Below are 20,467 nucleotides of genomic sequence, written 5' to 3'. Positions count from 1 at the left end.
ATAGCACATACTATTTATGAAAAGGCAGGAAGCCATGTCTGAAACCATCATTTTAGATCCGGTCCATCCCGGCGAAATTCTCCTTGAGGATTTCATGGAGCCCCTGGGCCTGAGCCAGACCCGGCTTGGAATCGAACTTAAGATACCACCTGCGAGGGTGAATGAGATTGTCCACGGCAAGCGTGGTATATCCGCCGACACGGCCCTCAGGCTGGCTCGCTTCTTCGGAGTTTCCCCTGAGTTCTGGCTTGGGCTCCAGATGGATTACGATCTGGACGTGGCCAAGGACAAATCCTTGAAGGCCATCCAGGAGGAAATCAGGCCACGGACGAATGAGCAGATTCCAACGGAATAGCTCACCCGGTTTAACGCGGCTTCATCAATGGGAAGGAACCATGCGGGGGGAAAAAGGGCTTTTCGCCCCTTTTTCCCCCGCGATATTTTGGAAACAGTTCTTCATAATCCGGCGCGGCGGGCCGTAAAAATCGAGGGCGCGCTTTCAGCCTCCGTTACTGCCGCCAGCGGCAAGGCCGAGAGCGGGCACGGAAACGGCGACTGCCTTCTTCTCGATTTCGGGCGGGCCTTCTTCGCCGTGGCGGACGCAAGCGAGCGCCACCCCCGCGCCTCCCGCGAATTCCTTGGCCGGATAATGGCGGCCCTTGGGGACGGCCCTGTGCCAGCAGAATCGGAAGAATTGCTGGCGCTACTCAATTCCTGTTACGCGGAGCAGCCCTACAGCCGCACCGCCACCTTCTGCGGGGTGTGCCTGGAAAACCGGGGGGGGATACTCTCGGCCCTGATAGCCAACGGAGGGGACAGCTTCTGCGCCATCGCGGACGGAATCTCAGGCGAAATCCTGTATAAAACTCCGCCCGACATGTGCTTTGCGGGAAGAAGCCTCTGCGTGGGGACGGTGGCGAGGGTTCCCCTTTCAACGGGCCGGGAGCGGATAATTCTCGCCACGGACGGGCTCATTGACCTTGCCCGCGCCCTCAAACTTTCGCCGATGTCCATGTGCGGCCAGTACGCGGCCCTTTATCCGCCCGATGAAGCGGCTGACCGGCTTTCGCGCTATCTTGCCCGGAACGCGGAAACTCTCTGCCACGACGACGTGGCGCTTCTGGTGCTCAACCCCCACGCCCTTACCCGCTTTGACCTGCCCCCCTTATGGCTCGGCGGCACTGGCCGCAACGAGGAGCGCAAGTTCCGGGAATCCGCCCCCGCTCTTGCCGACAGGTGGCTCCCCTGGCCTTCGGAATAGCGGCACTACCTGCGGTTGAATCTGCCCAAGGGCTCTTCCAGGCCCGAAAACATCCGGGCCGCCTTTTTCACGAGGTTCACCCGCGCCGGATCAAAGGCGTCTTTCAGGAACCGGTTTTCAAGGTAGATAGCCCCCTTTTTCCACTCCATTTCAACCGGGCCGCACAGGATCGAACGGGCTGCGGAAGAGCCCGCCCTGCGGTATTTTTGGGGCAGATCCGCTTTTGAAAGATCGGGCGCAAGCACCCAGTCGGAAAGGCTTACGGCCTTGCGGGCGAAGAAGCGGGCCAGTTCGTCTCCGGTGATGGAGGCTGCGGCGTCCTCGCAGTCGCCTGCGCCTTCTCCCCATACGGCCCTCACGGCCAGCACTCTCTGCCCCTTTACGAAAATGAACCCGGCGGAGGCCCCGGCAAGCTTGCATAAAAGTTTCAGGAAAAGCCCCGCCCGGTCCTCCGGGGCCGATGCCAAAAGCTTAGCCTCCATGTCGGCCAGCACGCCCGCCGTATCCGCAAGGGATGCCAGGGCCGGGCGCTCCTGACGGACCGGGGCTTCGGCCAGTTTTCCGCAGGGACGCAGAAAGACCATGCCGAATTTCTCATCCAGGCTTTTCACCTTGGCCGTTGCCCCCCAGGCGGCATAGGCGCTTCTGGCCTTTCCCATGAGTTCCATGCCTTCCGGGATTTCATCGTTCGAGAGGCGGAACTTGGCGAAAAGTTCAAGGCCCAGGGCCTCGAAGTTCAGGAAGCCGAACTCCTTCGCTCCCTCGATGGCCGCCGCGTAAAGCCGGGCGGCCTCATCCGGCCTGCCGGAAACCCTCGCCATTTCGGCGTTCACAAGGTTTAGCTTGTGGAGGTTGTTTGCGGGGCAGTGTTTCGCCCAGCCCGCCAGGCGGGCTATCTTTTTTTCCAGGCGCTTTTTGTCAACGAACGGGTCCGGCAGGGCCAGCATGGAAAGGCAGTCGAAGGTTGCGCTTATGGGCAGGGCCTGGCATCCGGCGGCCCCGTTTATCCAACGGTCGAAATTCCTTCCGCTGGCAGCGGCGCTTTCGTAACGCCCAAAAAAATAATCCACCAGCATCCTGTTGGTGTAAAGGATGGAAAGGGCTATCTCGTCGTTTTCCCCAAGCAGCCGCCTCTCCTCCCCGGAGTCCCTGAACATCTCCCGCCTCTCGTAAAGCTCCTTTTCCGAGACACCGGAAAGGGCCAGTATCGGATAATGGTCCATCTCAAGGTAAAGAACTCCCTTTTCCTGGCCCATTGCCTTGAATTCATCCAAAAGCCTGCGCATCTCGCAGTCGACCGAAGAAAGTTCCTCGCCCGCGTAAAAAAGGATGTAGCACTTAACCCAGGCGGCCATTGTGCCCCACTCGAAGTTGCCAGCCCGGATTCCGGATTCATATGCCTTGTCAAGACCCGAAACGCTTTTCCTCATGTGCTCCGTCCACGGCCTCACCATGGAATCCACCAGGCACAGGGTGGTGGCCTCGGAATGATGACCGGGCCATCTTTGCTGGAGCTTTTCGGCAAGAAGCCCCGCCTCGTAGGCCTCGTCCACCCTGCCGTCCTGAAAAAGCAGAAATCCGTAGGAGGCCATGACGGATGCCGTCTGGGGGCTGGCCGCGCCCCTCGAAATCATGGACACCATGTGCAAAATCGCCACCACGGTGAGATTAGGCCTCGCGCCGAAGGCGGCCAGGGCGATGTCCATGTAAACGGACATGACGAGGTTCCGCCTGGCAGTGAAGTTGTCCGGTCTTTCAAGGAGGCTGTTCCATTTTCGCCTTGGAAGATTCAGCCGGGCCATTAGAAAGTAGTACAGGATATGAATTCTGCCCGGATTTGTTGGCGCATGCACCCCCAGCAGGCGAAGCGCGGAAAGCCCGTTGGAAAGCGCCTCGGACAGTCGATTTTTCGCCAGCAGGGCAATAAAGGCCACCCGCAGGGCCTCGGCCCTGTCCATTTTGCTGCGGGCCTGTTTCATTATGACACCGGAAAGCCTGGACGCCACGTCCTTGTCCGCTGCGAGATAGGCGGCCTCTGCGGCTGCGGTGTAAATTTCAAGGGTGACCCTGTAACGCCTTTTCCAGGCGTTTTCGGGCAGAAAGGAAACCGCTGCCGAAAGGTAGCGCCAGGCCGGGCCAAAGGCGGCTGCTTCGCGGGCAAGGCGGCCTGCGGCCAAATCTTTCAGGGCGGCGTCCATGCGGTCCTTTTCGCCACTGATCAGGTTCCTGGCGAGGTTTACGTGGTCGGCGGCGAAAAAGGCCGCCTCCGCCGGGTCCGCACCCGGATGCTCCTGGCGGGAAAGAGCGAGGTGCAGTACGGCTGCACGGTCCTCCGGCAACAGGGAGTAGGCCTCCTCCCTCACGTGGTCGTGGGAGAAGTTGAGCCAGTGGCCCCCTGTCCTGCCGGAAACGGGCCGGATAAGCTCCCTTGCCGCCGCTTCGGCAAGATAAAACGACACCTGGCCGGGGGGTTCGCCCAAAATCCTGGCCACGGTTCCTGGGCTGAAAACGTTCCCCACCGCAGCCGCAACGCAGAGCATCTCGCGGCAGCGCTCCGACAGGGAAAAAATCTGGTCGCGCAAAATCGCCCGCTGATCGCGGGCCGCCACCCGCTCCCCCGCCTTTTCGGCGTTGAAGGAAAACCTTTTCCGCCTGCGGTCGAAAAAGAGGCAGCCGTCCTCCACAAAGGCGTGAAGAATCTCCCTTACGTAAAAAGGATTTCCAGAAGTGCCGGAAAATACCCGGTTTACAAGCTCATCCCCAGAAGGGGGGACCCCTCCGCAAAGCTCCTCCACAAGGGCCCTGGTCTCTTCGATCCGAAGGGGGGCGATGTTGAGAACCATGCCTGCCTCCCCCTGCCCGGAAATGGCGGCCAGGGTGTCGCGCAAGGGGCTCTTCTGCGCAAGCTCGTTCTCCCGGAAGGCGCCGATCAGAAGAAAGCGCCCGGAAATCGAGCCAGCCGCAGCCTGGGCGATGAATGAAAGCGTGGACTGGTCGGCCCATTGCAGGTCATCCAGAAAAAGCACCAGGCCCTCTTCCTCGGCAAAGGCTGAAAAAAACCTGGAAAGCGCAAGAAAGAACCTGCCCTGGGCTTCCCTTGGGGGAAAATCCGGCAGGGGTTCAGCCGTGTCGAAGAGAAAGGCCGATTCGGGGGCAAGATCGATGATGACCCTTCCAAGCTCTCCCAAGGCCCTGCCGAGTCTCTCCGTCCAGTCCCTTTTCCTTTCTTCGTCCTCCCATTTGAGGGACATGGCCCAGGCGGAAACAGCCTGGCAGATGGCCGCATAGGGACGGTTTTCCACCACCGGCTCGAACCTGCCGGACAGAAGCGTCATCTTCTTTTCTACAACAAGGGGAAAAATTTCCGAGACAAGGGCGGTCTTCCCGACCCCCGGAAGGCCCGATACGAAAACCGACCCGTATCCTCCTTCGGCAACCCGCAGAACCGCCTTGAAAAGGCCCCTTATCTGGTCATTTCTTCCAACCAGTTTTCCCGGAGGCCGCAGATTCGGGCTTACGTCATGGCGGCCCGGAGTGAACGAGGCGATTTTCCCGCCTTTTCGGGCTCTCAGAAGGCAGGTTTGCAGGTCCGCCGAAAGCCCGCTTACTGTCTGGTACCTTTCATCGGGCTCCTTTTGCAGGCATTTTTCCACCACTGCGGCTATGGCCGGCGATACTTCAGGATTGGCGCTTTCCAGGGACGCCCGGCCCGCCAGATGAAAGGCCATTATGTCGGAGGCGTTTTCGCTTTCGCATGCAGCCCGCCCCGCAAGCATGGCGAAAAAAATGCACCCCAGGGCGTAGACGTCCGTGCGGCTGTCCATCAGCCGGTTTATCATGCCGGTCTGTTCCGGGGCCACGTATTGAAGGCCGCCCTCCCGTATGCGCCGGTCAAAGGCCCCGCGAGCCTTGCGGAAAAACGGGGAGGCGTGGCCAAGGCCCATGAGCCCGGCCTTTAAGTTGGCGCCGTTTACGAGAATGTTGTCCGGGGTGAGGAACTGATGGATGAGCCCGCTGACGTGCAGTTTTTCCAGCGCGGCGCAGATTTCCAAAGCCGCCGGAAGGAACCGCACAGGCTCGGCAAAGGCTTTCGGGTCATGGCGGGAAAGGGGCAGGGCCCCCGTGTCTGGCAGCACCAGGACAGGCAGGCCGTTCCATGACTCAAGGCCAAGGGGGGCGTCGGCCCCATCCTGCGCAAGAAACTTCAGAAGCTCGTATTCCCGCTCCCATGCGCCCTTTGCGGCGGGGTCGCCCCCGTCGCGGGCGATCTTGAGGATTACCGCGCACAGCCTTTTGGCCGAACGGGCGCGCACCAGCACGGCTTTCGGCTGGGACCATAAAATATCGATAACCGAGTAATCGGGATCGAAAACAAGGTTCCGGTTCATTCTGCGAAAGCCTCCGAAGAAGGCGAGCACGTCTGGTCTTCAGGGAAATGCCGGAAAACGGCCAGGAAAAGCCTATAGCTTGTAAGGGAATAGATTTACCTCAAAAAATTTGGCTATTCAAACACTGCTTGAGGCGAAACGGAATTTTTCTGGCAGGATGGGAGGAAGGGGGCGGCCCGCCACCGAATGGGCCCGCCCCCCGATCTCCATTTTGATGATGTTCGGGCTGAACCGGTCCTCCGTTCAGGAGATTCCGCAGGCCCTGGCCACGTGCGCCAGTATCTGGCTCCGGGCAACCTCGCCCAGAAGGATGTTGTTTTCATCCACAACAGGTAGGGCGAAGAAGCGCTTTTCCCTTATCAGAATGCTCGCCTCCAGAACGGTTTCGCCCGGCTTCACCGCCACGAATTCCTTCACCATCAGGTCTTTGGCGGTCTTATTTTTCATCTTTTCGATAAAATCGCCGAAGAACCGGCCATCCTCGTGAAGGGAGCGGGCAAGGTTGGAATCGAGGTAATCCGGGGCTATGAGTTTCAGCAGGTCATAATTGCTCAAGACCCCCAGAAGGCGGCCCTTTTCGTCCACCACGTAAAGCTGGCGGCTTTCGCTTTTGAGATGCGTAGACAGAAGATCCGAAAAGGGCGTGTCGGGCAGAACGGTTCCCACGCTTTTCAGCATGATGTTTTCGATGGTCATGAATGGCGGTCCTTTTTGAGAAGGTGAATATATAGGGGGTCTCTGTCTTCATCCCCGCCGGAGTCTGTTATAACAGCTTAACGCCCTAAGGGCGTAAGTTCGATCCCGCCCCACGCGGCCATTTTGTCTCCGATGATGGCCACGGCTCCCAGAACATACGGTATGCCGCTCACAAATTCAAGTGCCGGGGCAAGGGTTCCTGCGTCTTTCACCCTGTTTCCCAGGGCGGTGGCGCAGGCGTCGGCCAGAGCCGCCGAGCGGGCCACCACCACTGCGGCGTCGGCCTTTCCCAAGGACAGCGAATGGCCCACCGTGGCCGAGGATGTGCAGATCGAAACCGCCTCTCTCTGGCCGTCCACCTTGAGCCCCACCTTTCCCGAAAGGGGCGATTTTCCGGCGTGAACGGCCACCGTGAAAGGCCCCTCGACCTTCGCCCAGATGTCCCCGCCGTTTTCCACAATCACCTCGCGGGAGCGCCCCAAAAGGCCCTCGCCCACAAGCTGGGCCATTGCCCCGGCCACAGCCGCCATGGGCCCCACACCTGCGGCCCGGCCCGCCTCTGCCATGAGCCTCACCACGCACGCAGCCGGACCCGTAAGCGGCCAGGGATCGAGGGTGGTGAGAAAATCCGGGTTTTGGGCGATGTAGGCTTCCAGGTGCCCCCTATGGAGAAGGACAAGCTCCCGCGTATCGTCGGCGAGGTCGAGCGCCGCCTGGACGTGAAGGTCGGTCTCCTTCACCACAACCCGGAAGCCGGTCAATCCGGGCCTGGCCGAAAGCCGCCTGTAGGTCCTTTCCTCGCCCTTCACCTCAGTCCTCCAGAATGTCCTGCCAGGCCTTCCGAACCCTGTTCCGCAAGGGCTCGAACCTGGCCTCGGAGGTTACGGCGCTTTTCCCAAGAAGGGCCAGCCTGTGCGCCTCGGTGCGAAAGGCGAGGTAGGCGTCGTTCAGGGCGCTGGCCGTGTCTGCGGGAAGAATCTTCACGGCGGCGATGGCCTCCAGAATCCTCACGTTGTCTGTCCACACGCAAAGCCGCCTGTATTCCGGGGCTTTCAGCAGGACGAGGTACTGGACCAGGAATTCGATGTCCACTATGCCGCCCTCGCCCTGTTTCAGATCAAAGCCGTTCCCGCCGTTTTTCAGAAGTTCCCGGCGCATGGCGGCTCTCATGGAGACCACGTCCTGCCGCAGAGCTTCGGGCTCGCGCACCTGCCTTAAAACCCTTAGCCTCGTCTCCGAAAACCGGGCGGCCAAAACCGGATCGCCCGCAACGGGACGCGCCCGGACAAGGGCCTGATGCTCCCAGGTCCAGGCGTCGTGCGCCTGGTATTCGGCGTAGGCGTCCACGTGGCTTACGAGCATTCCCTGGCCCCCTCCGGGCCTAAGCCTCATGTCCGCCTCGTAGAGCGAGCCCATCTCCGTGTGGGCCGTGAGGATGTGCACCACCTTCTGGCCGAGCCTTGCGAAGAAGACCGAGTTGTCCACAGGGCGCTCGCCGTCCGTCTCCCCGCCGGGTTCGCCCGCGTGGAGAAACACGAGGTCCAGGTCCGATCCGTAGGAAAGCTCTATTCCGCCAAGCTTTCCCAGGGCCACCACGCAAAAGCCCCTGCCCTCGTGAGGCTTTCCGTTAAGGCGGAGGCTGGGATGGCCGTGGCGGGCCACAAGGCTTTTGAGGGCGAGGTCGAGGGCTGTTTTCAGCACGGTTTCGGCGATCTCGGTGAGATGGTCGGAAACATGCATAATGTAGATGGCCCCGGTGACGTCAGCCGCAGCCACCCGGAACACGTTCACCTGCTTGAATGCGCGAAGGGCGTCCATCTGCTCTTCGAGGTCGTCGGCGGGTATTTCCGAAAGCCTTCGGGCGATTTCCCGGTTGAGGTCCTCCGGCTCCGGGGGGCGGTAAACACCCTTGGGGTCGGTGAGCTCGGCCAGGAGCATGGGATGACGCTTCACAAGGTCGCTAACCATTGGGCTTGCGTCGCCCAGACGCACCAGGTGGTGCAGAACCAGAGGATTTTCCGCCAGAAGGGAAAGATAGGTGGTGCGGCGGCAGATCGAGGAAAAGAGCCCCAATATTCTCGAAAGCGCCTCCTCCGGGTGTTCGGCCTCGGACGCCTCGGAAAGAAGGGCCGGAACCAGCGAGTTGACCAGGACCCTGCCCCTTTCCCCGGCCCGCAGTGTTTCGGGGTCTGACGAAAAATCCCGCAAAAGCGCAAGCACCCTTTCCGGGTCGCCGTAACCGGCGCGGGAGAGCGAAAGAGGCGCGTCAGCCCGATCCGGCCTTTCCCACACCCCGGCCAGGGACATTTCCCGGTCGCTTTTGTCCGAAGATGCGGCGCGGGGGGACAGGATGTCGGCAAAGGCCTCCCGAACCGTGGCCCTCACGCTTTCCAGGGCCGAAAGGAAGTCCCGCCAGCTTTCGTATCCCATGGAAAAGGCCAGGGCCAGCCTCCCGGTGTCGCCGTCGGGCAGCCTGTGGGTCTGGAGATCGGAAAACTCCTGGAGCCTGTTTTCGGCCTTTCGCAAAAATCTGTAGGCTTGAGAAAGCCCAAGGCTTGTTTCCTCCGGCAAAAGCCCCCTTTCGGCCAGAAGGGGCAGGAGCTTCAAAATGGCCCGTTCCCGAAGGGTCGGCTCCACCCCGCCCCTTAAAAGCTGAAGGGCCTGGCAGACGAATTCCGCCTCCCTGATTCCGCCCGCGCACATCTTGACGTCGTTGGCCAGCCCCTTTTTGCGGACCTCGCTCTCCATCATGCGCTTCATGTTGCGAAGGGACTCGAAAGCGCCGTAATCGAGATACTTGCGAAAAACAAAGGGGGTCAGAAGCCTTGTCAGGCGCTCGCCTGCGGCGGGGTCCCCGGTGACGGGCCGGCCCCTAAGCCAGGCGTAGCGCTCCCACTCCCGGCCCTGCTCCTGGTAGTAGCCCTCCATGGCCGCAAAGGATAGGGCCACCGGGCCCGATTCCCCGTAGGGCCGAAGCCTTAAGTCAACCCGGTACACGAGGCCGTCCTCGGTGATGAGGGAAAGCGCCCTGGTGAGATTGTGGCAGAGCCTTGTGAAAAAGTCCTCGTTGGACCCGCCGTTTTCGGTGGACCCGTTTTCCGGGTAAGCGAAGATGAGGTCGATGTCAGATGAAAAATTCAGCTCCCCGCCGCCAAGTTTGCCCATCGCAACGCAGACCAGATCGATGGGCCTGCCGCTCGAATCCTGCGGGCGTCCCAGGCTCGCCGCAAGCCTTCCGTACAAAAGCCCCTGGACCGCCTTCAGTATTTCATCCGCAAGGGAGGAGAGCTCCGCAAGTGTCTCGTCCACATCGGCCAGGCCCGCCAGGTCGCGCCAGGCTATGCGCAGCATCTCCCGCGTCCGAAAAAGGCGCAAAGAGGCCAGAAGCTCAACTTCGCCCAAATCCTTCGCGTCCGAAACGGCTTTCTGCGCCCTTAGGGTGAAGGATGACCGCCCGGACGGGGAATAAAGGTCGCCGCTTTCCGAAAGGCCCTGGGCAAGGGACGGGTTCCTTATGAAGGAGCGGGCCGCGAAATCCGAAACAGCGAAAACCGCGCCTGCGGATTGAAGCCAAAGCGGGTGATCCGGGGGGGCTGCGCCGGAATCGGCGCATGCGGTTTCAAAGGCCCTCAAAAGATCGCCGGAGCGGGCTGAAAGTTCATCGGGCAGGGAGGTGTTTTTTTGGGGCATTGGGCTTGGCGGCCTACTGCAGGTAGCCTTCCTCTGCGGCCAGGGCCGCGCGGGAGAGATAATCTTCCAACGATTCGAAGACGAGGTATTCCTCCACGTGATCCCAGGCCACGCTGCTTCTTATTCCGGTGGCCCAGTCGTTGGGGGACACTCCTTCGGGAATGGACCCGCACAGAAAGAGGCGTTCCCCCTGAAGCTCGTAGATGGGGTCTTCCATCACCACCACGTGTTCGTAGTTGCGGTTGGCGAGGTAGAGCACCACCACCTTTCCCGAAAGATTGGGAAGCCTTGTTGAAAATGTAGTCATCGAAGCTCCGGCTTGTTGTTGCCCCGCCAGAAGGCGGGCGGCATGAAATCTGTATCTTTGAACTTCAACCTGATGGAAAGTATCTCCTCCCGGATTCCGAAGAAGGCCTCCACCACTTTCGGGTCGAAATGACGCCCCGTTTCCTTGGAGATTATCGTGAAGGCCCTCTCCTCCGAAAACGCCTCCTTGTAAGGCCTTTTGGAGGTCAAGGCGTCGAACACGTCGGCGATGGCCACGATGCGGCCCGAAAGCGGGATGTCCTCCTCCTTCAGGCCGAAGGGGTAGCCGGAACCGTCCCATTTTTCGTGGTGGGAGATGGCTATCACCTCCGCTATCCTTATTATCTCAGACTGGGAATCCTCCAGGATTCCGGCCCCGATGGTGGTGTGGGTCTTCATGATCTCCCACTCGCCGGGGTCGAGCTTTCCGGGTTTCAGCAATATCCAGTCCGGGATGCCGATCTTTCCCACGTCGTGCATGGGCGAAGCGTGCAGGATTTCCTCCACCGAGTTTTCCGGAAGCCCTATGGACCTGGCTACCGCCGCAGAATAATGGCTCATGCGCTGGATGTGGCTGCTGGTGTCCTCGTCCTTGTACTCGGCGGCCAGAACCAGCCGGTAGATGGTTTCAAGGGACGCGCCCTGGAGTTTCTTCACGGCCTCCGAGAGCTTCTCGCGGGTGAGGGCCATGTTCTCGTTTTCGCTGCGCAGATTTTTCAGCTCGGTGGCGGTCTCCAGGGCCCGTCCCTCAAGTATGGCCGTCATGGACCGGAAGGCCCTCAGAAGCTCGGCGAGTATGAGGGGGCAGCCCGGGTCGTCCGCCAAAAGAAAAAGCGGATCCTTTCTGGCGCTCTCGCCCCTGCCGACCCGCTTGGCAAGCCCGATGAGGCCCTTGATCACAATTTCGTTCAAATCGTAAGGCATCGCCGCTTTTCCGCGTAAATTACGGGTGAAACGAATAACGGGAACCCGGATGAATTCCAATCTGAACACTATTAGCACAGGTCGCAAATACTGTGCAACGTCAAGATGAGCAATGCTTGACAGAAACCATAGTAATGCTAAGAATGCATGAGGGCTCATTCCCCCTTAAAAAAAAGGGATTTGCCCGAAAGCCCCTTTTACTAAGGACCGGATCGCATGACCGGCGCACGACCAATCCAGGCAATCTTCCTGTTGATCCTCTTCGTTTTCGCCTCGGCCTGCTCGGTCACTGCGCCCTGGGCGAAGAATACGGAGGCGGCGAAAGAGGCCGGAAGTTTAATCGAAAGGCTTGACGACCAAAACCGCGCAATTTCCGACAGAAGGGGCGTGGGGCGGTTTCGGCTGGAAAACGCAAACGGCGCGCTTTCGGGGCGGGTGGCCTGGCTTTCGGCCCCGCCTGACAGACTTAGGATGGAGCTTCTCTCTCCCTTCGGCCAGCCCGTGGCCACCATTGCGGGGGACGGCGACCAAGTGGCGGTGAAGTGGGCCGCAGACGGCAAAATCCTGCGCGGAAACGCCGACGGAAGCATTACAGCCAAAGTTTTCGGCATGAGGATACCCTGGCGGGCGCTGGCCTCGTCCCTGGCCTTCCGGGTGTGGATCAAACCCGGCAGGGGAATTTTGACCCACTCGCCAAAGGATCCGGACACCCGGATTCTTTCCATTCCAGGGGGCCTGTTCAGCCGGGGCCAGAGGCTTTTTTTCAGGCCCGGGGAGGATTTTCCCCAAAAGGCCGAATACGACACCGACGGGAAAGGCGTTATTAAGGTGGAGTTTTTCGGGAGCCCGGACGGGGCGGAAAGCCGCCTGGTGTTTTCGGGAAAAAACGGGGAAACCCTCACCCTTTGGCCGGAACGCTTCATCACCAACCAGGGGGTCACGGACAACCCCTTTTTGCTCGCCGCGCCCGGCGAGCCGGTCAAAAGCCCGTGAATTTGTGATGTTGCCTGCTCGTTTCGTTTGAAACCGAGCTTTTTTAATACGGAAGCCCCTTCGCCCCCTTGCTCAAAAGGCCGGGAAGCGGGAGCTTCCTTACAATATGAAAAGGACGAGTAAAATGGCCCAGCAAGGACAAAACGGGGGCGGATGCGGTGGAAGCCGCGCCGCCATGGATCTTCAGGACAAGCTCATCGAAAGCTCCCTTGGACGCATAAAGCACAAGCTCCTGGTCATGAGCGGCAAGGGCGGCGTTGGAAAAAGCAGCATAGCCGCCAACATCGCGGTGGCCCTTTCCCGCAAAGGATTCAAAACCGGCCTTCTGGACGTCGATCTCCACGGCCCCTCCATCGCAAAAATAATGGGCATAGACTCCCTTCTGGACGTCACCCCGCAAAACCTCATCATCCCCTACACCTTCACGCAGAACTTGAAGGTCGTCTCCATGCAGGCCCTTATGCCCGAAGCCGATCACGCCGTCATCTGGCGCGGACCCGCCAAGCACGGCGTCATCCGGCAGTTCATCGCGGACGTTATGTGGGACGACCTGGACTATCTGGTCATCGACGCGCCCCCCGGCACGGGCGACGAGCCCCTCACAGTGGCCCAGTTGATCGGCGACGCGGAGGCCGTCATCGTGTGCACCCCCCAGGAGGTGGCCTGCGCCGACGTAAGGAAATCCATCCATTTCTGCAAGAAAATGAACATGAAGATCGCCGGGCTCGTGGAAAACATGGGCTCCTTTCCCTGCCCCCACTGCGGGGAGAAGATCGCCCTGTTCGGCGACGCGGAAGGCGGAAAGCGCACGGCAAACGAGGCGGATATCCCCTTTCTGGGAAGCATTCCCTTTGACCTCGCGGTGGTCAAGGCCTGCGACACGGGCCGTCCCGCGTCCAACGAGGCCACACCCACGCCCTTTGCGGAGGCGCTTAACGGCGTCGTTGATAAAATTACCCAGGGGGCTTGAGGGCGCGAACTGCTGCGTCAGGCATCGCCTCGCGGCTCGGTCACGTACAAAAGCGTACGCTCCCTCGCCGCTCGCTCGCCTTCCTTGCATTTCATCGCCCTCAAGCCCCCTGGCCGAGACTTACGGGTAAGCGGGTAAAAAGGCGTGAATTGAATGCAATGCAATTTCTTCAGAAAAGTTTTCGCTTTCAACAGGTTGTAATTTATTAACATCAGTCTCGTTTCTTACTCATCAATCATAAGCAAAGGACTCGAAAATGGAACGCAAAGACATCAGGGCTGTTGTGACGGGCGGGGCGTCGGGCCTTGGCCAGGGAACGGTGGAGGCCATTGTGGCGGCTGGCGGAAAGGCCGCCATACTGGACTTCGACGAGGCGCGCGGTAACGAAATCGCCGCCGCCCTGGGCGAAAACGCCATCTTCGCCAAAACCGACGTCACCAGCGAGGAGAGCGTGGCCGCAGCCATCACAAAAACAATGGCCGCCTTCGGCTCCATCAATTTCTGCGTCAACTGCGCGGGCGTGGCCACCCCCGGAAAGCTCATCGGCAAAAAAGGCCCCATCCCAATGGACGTCTACGAAAGGGTGGTGCGCATCAACCTTTTCGGAACGGTCATCGTCTGCCGCCTTGCCGCTGAAAAAATGACGGCCAACGAGCCCGGCCCGGACGGCGAGCGCGGCGTCATAATCAATACCGCTTCGGTGGCCGCCTTTGAAGGCCAGGTGGGGCAGGCCGCCTACGCCGCTTCCAAGGCCGCAGTGGCCGGCCTAACCCTCCCCCTGGCCCGCGAGTTCGCCGACGTGGGCATAAGGGTCATGACCATCGCCCCTGGAATTTTCTGGACCCCCATGATGGCGGGGCTTCCCGAAAAGGCGGTGGAGGCCCTTTCCCAGATGATGCCCTTCCCCAAGCGCATGGGCCAGCCCTCGGAGTACGCGGCCTTGGCACTCCACATCGCCGAAAACCGGCTTTTGAACGGCGAGACCATACGGCTGGATGCCGCCATCCGCATGGCTGCGAGATAACAGGCCGTCGAAAAACGCGATCCGCTGTGTTCTGCTTCAAAGCCAATTCCGCACGTACCCTTAGTACGCACGGCTCTTATGGCTTTTCGCACGCCTTGCGGCTCATCGTTTTTCATCGGCCTGTTGGGATCGGATCATTAGGAAGACCGATAATCCTAAAAAATCCATAGGGGAAAACGTGGCCGGCATTGACTTTCTGCTGGAAAAATCCAGGGCGGGCGAGGTTCTTTGCGAAAATGAACTGGCGGAGCTTCTGGCCCTTCCGCCATCTTCGCCCCAGAGTCTCGCCGTCATGGCCCAGGCCAGGAAAATCACCGGCGAACTTGACAGGGGCCGGGCCGAGGTCCACGGGCAGTTTGCCTTGAATCTTGCGCCCTGCCCCAAGCAGTGCCAATTCTGCTCCTTTGCTGCGGTCAACCGGGTTTTTACCGAATCCTTCGAGCTTTCGCCGGAACTCGCGGTCAAAAGCGCCCAAAGGCTCGAAGCCGAAGGCGTCAATGCGGTTTACATGATGACCACGGCCCAGTACGATTTCGGCAAATTCCTTGAAATGGGCCGGGAGGTGAAAAAAAACATCCGGCCCGAAACCGTGCTAATCGCCAACGTGGGGGACCGGACGCCAGCAGAAGCAAAAATGCTGAAGGACGTGGGCTTTTCCGGGGTTTACCACGCCATGCGCCTGCGCGAAGGGGTTGACACCGCCATTGACCCGCTTCTTCGCAAAAAAAGCATCGACGCCTTTCAGGAGGCGGGTCTAATCGTGGGAACCTGCGTGGAGCCGGTGGGGCCGGAGCATACAAACGAGGAACTGGCCGCCATGATCGCCTTCACGGCCTCGATTTCCCCGGCCTACAGCGGCGCGGCCAGGCGCATCAGCATCCCCGGAACCCGGATGGCTCTTGAATTCGGGATGATCTCCGAGCTTAGGATGGCCCAGATAGTTGCGGTCACAAGGCTTGGTATGCCCCGGAGCGTTACGGGAAACTGCACCCACGAACCCTGCGTGATAGGGGCTTTGGCGGGCGCGAACCTTCTGTGGGCGGAAATCGGGGCGAACCCGCGAGACACGGAAAAGGAAACCGAAAAGGGGCGCGGGGCCGACGCGGAAAAATGCCGTAAAATTTTTTGGGAGGCCGACTGCGGGGTTCTGGAAGGCCCCAGCCTGTTTTACCGTCAAAACGGCTGATGCAAAAAAAACCGGCCTATGGGCCGGATCGCGTTTTTCGAGAGCCTGTAAGGGTGAATCCGCTTATCATTGCGGTTTCACCCTTTTTTATTTTCGGGCGGCTGGCAGGTATTTTTCCAGCACAGGCTGAAAAAGGAAGGTCAGGGCCCGTATCACCCAGTCGCGGTATTCGGGCCCCATGTGGTCCATGCCGAGAACCATCCCCTTGCACGGGGCTGAGCCCAGGTAGAGCAGAATGAAATTCATGAAGGTGTGGATGAAAAAGACCGTTTCCTCGGCTCCTCCGGAAAAGGGCACGCGCGCGAAAAGGGTCTGGCCAAGGGCCGCCAGGATTCCGGCCACCCTGTCCATTCCTGGCAATTGCTCGCTGCCGTCTATCACGGCCATGTTTATGAAAATTATGCGGTATGATTCCGGGTCTGTCTGATAGTGGTCGAAGACCCGGCCCATGAAGTCGGTAAGGGCTTTTCCGGGTTCCGAATAATCCAGCCCGTCATACCAGGCCAGCTGGGCCTGGAACATCCGGTTGAAGACGTTTTCCACCACGGCGTCGAAAAGGTCGGCCTTGGTGGGAAAGTAATAATGGATGAGGGGCGGATCAAAGCCCCCCTCCTTGCCTATGGCCCGAAGGCTTGCCGCGTTGTAGGGCTGGCGGGCGAAAACCGTGCGGGCCGCAGAAAGTATCCGGTCCCGGCTGACCCGGCCCTTGGGCTGCAGGGGTTCATCGCGCCTTCTGCGGGCGGGGCCGGTCCGCTCTTTTTTCCCGGATGCGGACGCTGGCGTTTTTGAATCGAATGTCCGTTCTTTTTCCATCTTGACAGTTGCCGGATCGCCCCGTGGGAAAGGCCTTGCGCCGCGACTCATGCCTCCTGGGGCCAGCGGAGGGAGTCCTTTTATAGTAATCCATTCATGTTCAAAAAGTAAAGCCTGTTCAACATGTGGTAAAATCGAACAGTTTGGGATGTGCGAGGGCCAACAGGCATATTCGGCGGAATTGAGCCGTTTCCGGGGAAAAACCGGGGCGGCCCGGTGCCTCAAAAAAACAAACGGGGAGACCGCCCCTTTTCGCGTGAAAAGGCCAATCTCCCCGCAAGGCCGGATAACCGGCAAAACCGCTATCAGTCTTCGTTCTCGGCTGCCGCCTGCTTGCCGACGCCCTTGAGACCGATGAGGGTGGTGGAGCCGGAGGACCAGTACTCAAGGATTCCCTCGGTCACCATGTTGTTTACGATCTTTTTGACTTCCCTGGGCCCCATGTCGTCGAACATGGCATAGAAGTCCTTGAGATAGAACTTGCTCTTGCCCTTTTTGCCTTCCAGGGTCTCGACTATCAACTTTTTCGCGGCTTCCAGTTCCATGGGCTTCCCGCCTCTCGTTTGGCACGGTGCAAAAATCTTTCAACTTCCGCACCGCAAAGGGTCTTGCGGCTTCATGCCCCAAGGGGCATCTTTTCCCGCCCGCCGCAAAAGCGCTTCCGGCGCGGGCCGGGGAAGGTTCTCCCCCATGCCCGCGCCGCAAGTAATCATGATCTTTAAAGCACACCCAGAGCCTGGTTAAAAACGATGAAATGCAAGGAGAGCTAAAAACCAATGAGGGAGCGTACGCTTTTGTACGTGACCGAAATTGGTTTTGACGCTCGACACAGCAGTTCGCGTTTTTAGACAGGCGTTAAAACTTGAACTGGGTGGTCTGACGCCACGTATAATAAGCCGGATCACGGAAATCATCGATGAGATGATGGGTGAATTCCAGCTCGCACTTCTCGAAGAAACGCTCCCAGCCGATGCGCTCGGCCCACTCGCCAAGGCGCTCGTACTTGTTGGCGCCTGCCGCGTAGGCTTCCACCATCTTCTTGATGACGTTGGTGGTGGAGGGCCACCGGGGCACTTCGTTGGGAATGAAGGCCACGACAACCTTGGAGAACTTGGGAGCGGAAATGCGGTTGCTCACCTTGCCGCCGGCCATGATGACGATACCGTCGCCCTCTTTGTCAGCAAGAGGAAGAGCGGGGCACATGGTGTAGCAGTTGCCGCAGAACATGCAGCGTTCCTGGTTGATGGCCACCGAGTTCAGCTTGGTGCCGTCCGGCATTTCATGCTTGGTGGGCTTGATGGCGGCGGTGGGGCAGGCCGCGATGGCAAGAGGGATTTCGCACATCTTGTCAAGGTACTCGTGATCCTGCATGGGCGGCTTGCGATGATAGCCCAGGATGGCGATATCGGAGCAGTGAACCGCGCCGCACATGTTGAGGCAGCAGGCCAAAGACACGCGAAGGTGCGCCGGAAGCCTCATGCTCTGGAAATCCTCGAACAGGACGTCCATTGCAGCCTTCACGGGGCCGGAAGCGTCGGTTGCCGGGGTGTGGCAGTGGAGCCAGCCCTGGGTGTGGACGATGTTGGTGATGCCGGCGCCGGTGCCGCCGACGGGAAACTTGTAGGAACCGCCCTCAAACTTGCGGCTCATGAGATCGGCCTTAAGCGCCGCGACTTTCTCTTTCTTGTCCACCAGAAACTCTATGTTGTTCCTGGTGGTGAAGCGGAGATAGCCGCCGCAATGCTTGTCGGCGATTTCGCATGCTTCGCGGATGTGGGTGACGCTCATGAGGCGTGCGCCGCCGACGCGGACCGTGTAAACCTCGTCGCCGCCCTCGGCCACGTGGACCAGAACGCCGGGCTCGAGGATTTCGTGATACAGCCACTTGCCCTTGTTCTTTGCGATGACGGGCGGATAAAAGTCATCGTAGTGACGGGGACCGATGTCTGTAATACGGCCCTTCATGGGCTCTTTGGGATCATAGCCTGAGGAAACAAACGCCATTGGGACACCCCCTATCTGTTGTGATCCTTGCGGAATTCGTTGATGTCACGCTGCCAGCCGCCCTCGACCTCTTCCTCTTTCCAGAAGATGTAGGGGTTGGAACGCGGCTCTTTGACGTGCTGGGGAACGGGCGTAATGTCGGTCGCTTCCAGAAGCTTCTGGAAACCCTGACGCTTGATGAGCTCGCCCAGCCGCTCGCGGTTCTTGCCTTCTTCCATCCACCAGTCCCAGACTTTTCCGATGACGTCTTTGATGTCGTCATAGGGGTCTTCGACGCTGATGAAGGGAACCAGGAGCGAACCCATCTGCGCGCCGTCGAGGATGGGGGCTTTTGCGCCCACCAGGATGGAAAGGCCGCGATCGTCACCGATGCGCAGGGCCTTGGGCATGACGTTGATGCAGTGCATGCACCGGGTGCACTCGCGGTCGTTGATGAGAAGCTTGCCGCCTTCGTATGCCATGCAGCCGGTGGGGCAAAGATTCACGACTTCCTTTACGATGTCGAACTTGCCCCAGTCGCGTCCGGAGTGCGCGCCTGCGTTGGGCGGAACTTCGCCGCCAACGTAAGCGGCAACGGTCTTCTGGTCAACCTTGATCTTGTCGCGCCAGGTGCCGATGAAGCTCATGTCGCTTCGGGCGATGGAGGCCACGCAGCAGTTGGGGCAGCCGTCGAACTTGAACTTGAACTTGTAGGGGAAGGCCGGGCGATGAAGTTCGTCCTGGAATTCCATGGTCAGCGCGTAGCAAAGGGCCTGGGTGTCGTAGCAGGCGTATTCGCAGCGGGCCGAACCGATGCAGTCGGAGGGGGTGCGCAGGTTGGAGCCTGAGCCGCCCAGGTCCTGGTTGAACTTGTGGGTCAGATCATAGAAGAACTCTTCGAGCTGCTCGGTCTGGGTGCCGATGAGAACGATGTCGCCCGTGGAGCCGTGCATGTTGGTGATGCCTGATCCGCGAAGTTCCCACAGGTCGCAAAGGCCCTTCAGGAACTCGGTGGAGTAGAACTTGCCGCCCGGCTGGTTAACGCGGATGGTGTGGAAATGGGCCACGCCGGGGAATGCTTCGGGCTGGTCGCAGTAGCGGCCGATGACGCCGCCGCCGTAACCGAACACGCCCACGATTCCGCCGTGCTTCCAGTGGGTGCGGCCATGCTTGTAGGAAAGCTCCAAAATGCCCAGAATGTCTTCGGGGGTGTCCACTGCAACCTGGAACTCCACCTTACCGACCTTGGACTTCCTGCTTTCAGCCTCCTGCTTGATGTCGGACACGAAGCTCGGCCACGGGCCGCTCTCCAGTTGGTCCAACAAGGGAGTTGCGTGTTTCGCCATCGTTTCCCTCCAGTTGATGTGAAATTAAAACAGCTTTGATTACGCCTCGACTTGCCGTGGCAGCTAGGTTCCAGCCACCTCCTCTCGGAACACAACATCTTGATTTTTTTAAGTTTTATGTCTAACTAAGGGGAGATTGCCTTCCCTTTTTCCTATTCTTCCCTTAAAATAACGTACAGGCTTTATTAAATCGGTCAATCTTTGTCAACCCAAAACCACGCCGGGGAAGCAGAAGAACAAAACCTGCATTGACGAAAAAGGGCGTTTCCGGCATGATGAAGAAAGTCGGGCTGAAAAGCTGATAAATTCGAACGGAAGGCGTTTGAAATGAGAATCAAGACCGACCGGGAAGACGACGGGCGATGGATACCGAGGTGATGGACATCCCTGGGGCATTGGCTTATGGAAACACTAGGGAGGAAGCCGTGATAAAGGCCAAGGCCATTGCCCTCAGGGTTCTGGCGGACGGCCTTGAAACCAAATTCTGACCGTCGCCCCTGGGAGCGCGGGCGTCCCGCCCGCATAGGAAACAGCATTCTACATACCAACTCTGCTTGACGGCTACAATTGTAGGCCGCAAAGACCTCTAACCGAAAAACCCGGAGCCGCTGTGGACTTTTTTCTTGAAAACCTTGTTGAAACCCTCGCCATCATTACGGTGGTTCTGATCGTAAGCTCTGCGGTGATAATCTTTTTGTCCGACCGCTGAAACCTGCCCGGCCCCTCTGCCGATCCCCCCAACCGCCTTGTTTGCCGCAAAAAAAACTGGTATATGGAACCCGTTCACCATTGTTGCCCTGTCTGAAAACAAAATAGAAATGATTTTCATTTTTATTCCTTGCAAAACCTACTCAAGTGATTAAACTTGTGGCCGATTCGTATATGTG

General features: G+C 59.3%; 17 protein-coding genes and 1 pseudogene. 7 read left to right on the top strand and 11 right to left on the bottom strand.

Annotation, left to right across the window (positions count from 1 at the left end):
* Positions 1-34 precede the first annotated feature (34 nt).
* The gene (locus HZB23_11110) at positions 35-355 is read left to right on the top strand and encodes a HigA family addiction module antidote protein (GenBank protein MBI5845204.1); all 321 of its coding nucleotides are present in this window, start codon (positions 35-37) and stop codon (positions 353-355) included.
* Between the two features lie 87 nt (positions 356-442).
* Positions 443-1,261 (top strand): SpoIIE family protein phosphatase, encoded by an 819-nt coding sequence (locus tag HZB23_11105; GenBank protein ID MBI5845203.1) that lies wholly within the window; start codon positions 443-445, stop codon positions 1,259-1,261.
* Positions 1,262-1,266: 5 nt separating this feature from the next.
* Here HZB23_11105 and HZB23_11100 read toward each other — a convergent pair whose 3' ends face one another.
* The 6 genes from HZB23_11100 to HZB23_11075 all read right to left on the bottom strand — a co-directional run bounded on the left by HZB23_11100 (position 1,267) and on the right by HZB23_11075 (position 11,424).
* On the bottom strand, positions 1,267-5,649 hold the full coding sequence (locus HZB23_11100; GenBank protein ID MBI5845202.1) for an AAA family ATPase: 4,383 nt from the start codon (positions 5,647-5,649) through the stop codon (positions 1,267-1,269).
* 243 nt (positions 5,650-5,892) lie between these two features.
* Positions 5,893-6,345, bottom strand: coding sequence for a CBS domain-containing protein (locus HZB23_11095; protein ID MBI5845201.1), 453 nt, complete (start codon positions 6,343-6,345; stop codon positions 5,893-5,895).
* Between the two features lie 77 nt (positions 6,346-6,422).
* Complete coding sequence (locus HZB23_11090; GenBank protein MBI5845200.1) at positions 6,423-7,154, bottom strand: UPF0280 family protein; 732 nt, start codon at positions 7,152-7,154, stop codon at positions 6,423-6,425.
* A 1-nt stretch (position 7,155) separates the two neighbouring features.
* The gene (gene glnE / locus HZB23_11085) at positions 7,156-10,035 is read right to left on the bottom strand and encodes a bifunctional [glutamate--ammonia ligase]-adenylyl-L-tyrosine phosphorylase/[glutamate--ammonia-ligase] adenylyltransferase (protein MBI5845199.1); all 2,880 of its coding nucleotides are present in this window, start codon (positions 10,033-10,035) and stop codon (positions 7,156-7,158) included.
* Positions 10,036-10,048: 13 nt separating this feature from the next.
* The gene (locus HZB23_11080; protein MBI5845198.1) at positions 10,049-10,342 is read right to left on the bottom strand and encodes a hypothetical protein; all 294 of its coding nucleotides are present in this window, start codon (positions 10,340-10,342) and stop codon (positions 10,049-10,051) included.
* Positions 10,339-11,424, bottom strand: coding sequence for an HD domain-containing protein (locus tag HZB23_11075; protein ID MBI5845197.1), 1,086 nt, complete (start codon positions 11,422-11,424; stop codon positions 10,339-10,341). The genes HZB23_11080 and HZB23_11075 overlap by 4 nt, the downstream gene beginning before the upstream one ends.
* A gap of 57 nt (positions 11,425-11,481) precedes the next feature.
* On the opposite strand from HZB23_11075, the gene HZB23_11070 reads away from it, so the two are divergent.
* From HZB23_11070 to HZB23_11055, 4 genes are all read left to right on the top strand, one after another.
* Complete coding sequence (locus HZB23_11070) at positions 11,482-12,258, top strand: hypothetical protein (protein ID MBI5845196.1); 777 nt, start codon at positions 11,482-11,484, stop codon at positions 12,256-12,258.
* A 124-nt stretch (positions 12,259-12,382) separates the two neighbouring features.
* On the top strand, positions 12,383-13,228 hold the full coding sequence (locus tag HZB23_11065) for an Mrp/NBP35 family ATP-binding protein (protein ID MBI5845195.1): 846 nt from the start codon (positions 12,383-12,385) through the stop codon (positions 13,226-13,228).
* A gap of 256 nt (positions 13,229-13,484) precedes the next feature.
* Positions 13,485-14,252, top strand: a complete 768-nt coding sequence (locus tag HZB23_11060; GenBank protein ID MBI5845194.1) for an SDR family NAD(P)-dependent oxidoreductase — start codon at positions 13,485-13,487, stop codon at positions 14,250-14,252.
* A 187-nt stretch (positions 14,253-14,439) separates the two neighbouring features.
* Positions 14,440-15,438, top strand: coding sequence for a radical SAM protein (locus tag HZB23_11055; protein ID MBI5845193.1), 999 nt, complete (start codon positions 14,440-14,442; stop codon positions 15,436-15,438).
* Between the two features lie 87 nt (positions 15,439-15,525).
* Here HZB23_11055 and HZB23_11050 read toward each other — a convergent pair whose 3' ends face one another.
* The 4 genes from HZB23_11050 to dsrA all read right to left on the bottom strand — a co-directional run bounded on the left by HZB23_11050 (position 15,526) and on the right by dsrA (position 19,580).
* Positions 15,526-16,251, bottom strand: a complete 726-nt coding sequence (locus HZB23_11050) for a TetR/AcrR family transcriptional regulator (protein MBI5845192.1) — start codon at positions 16,249-16,251, stop codon at positions 15,526-15,528.
* A 305-nt stretch (positions 16,252-16,556) separates the two neighbouring features.
* Positions 16,557-16,790 carry a dissimilatory sulfite reductase D family protein gene (locus HZB23_11045; GenBank protein MBI5845191.1) on the bottom strand — a complete coding sequence of 78 codons (234 nt, stop codon included), beginning with the start codon at positions 16,788-16,790 and terminating at the stop codon, positions 16,557-16,559.
* Between the two features lie 316 nt (positions 16,791-17,106).
* Complete coding sequence (dsrB, locus tag HZB23_11040) at positions 17,107-18,255, bottom strand: dissimilatory-type sulfite reductase subunit beta (protein MBI5845190.1); 1,149 nt, start codon at positions 18,253-18,255, stop codon at positions 17,107-17,109.
* 11 nt (positions 18,256-18,266) lie between these two features.
* Positions 18,267-19,580, bottom strand: coding sequence for a dissimilatory-type sulfite reductase subunit alpha (gene dsrA, locus HZB23_11035; GenBank protein ID MBI5845189.1), 1,314 nt, complete (start codon positions 19,578-19,580; stop codon positions 18,267-18,269).
* A gap of 327 nt (positions 19,581-19,907) precedes the next feature.
* Between dsrA and HZB23_11030 the strand changes: the two are divergent.
* A pseudogene (locus tag HZB23_11030) lies at positions 19,908-20,068 on the top strand (type II toxin-antitoxin system HicB family antitoxin).
* Between the two features lie 98 nt (positions 20,069-20,166).
* Here HZB23_11030 and HZB23_11025 read toward each other — a convergent pair.
* Positions 20,167-20,409, bottom strand: a complete 243-nt coding sequence (locus HZB23_11025) for a hypothetical protein (GenBank protein MBI5845188.1) — start codon at positions 20,407-20,409, stop codon at positions 20,167-20,169.
* Between the last annotated feature and the right edge of the window lie 58 nt (positions 20,410-20,467).

Source organism: Deltaproteobacteria bacterium (genome assembly GCA_016235345.1).
Classification (GTDB): Bacteria; Desulfobacterota; Desulfobacteria; order Desulfobacterales; family Desulfatibacillaceae; genus JACRLG01.
Note: the sequence above shows the minus strand (reverse complement) of the source record. Positions and strands in the feature narration are given on the sequence as shown.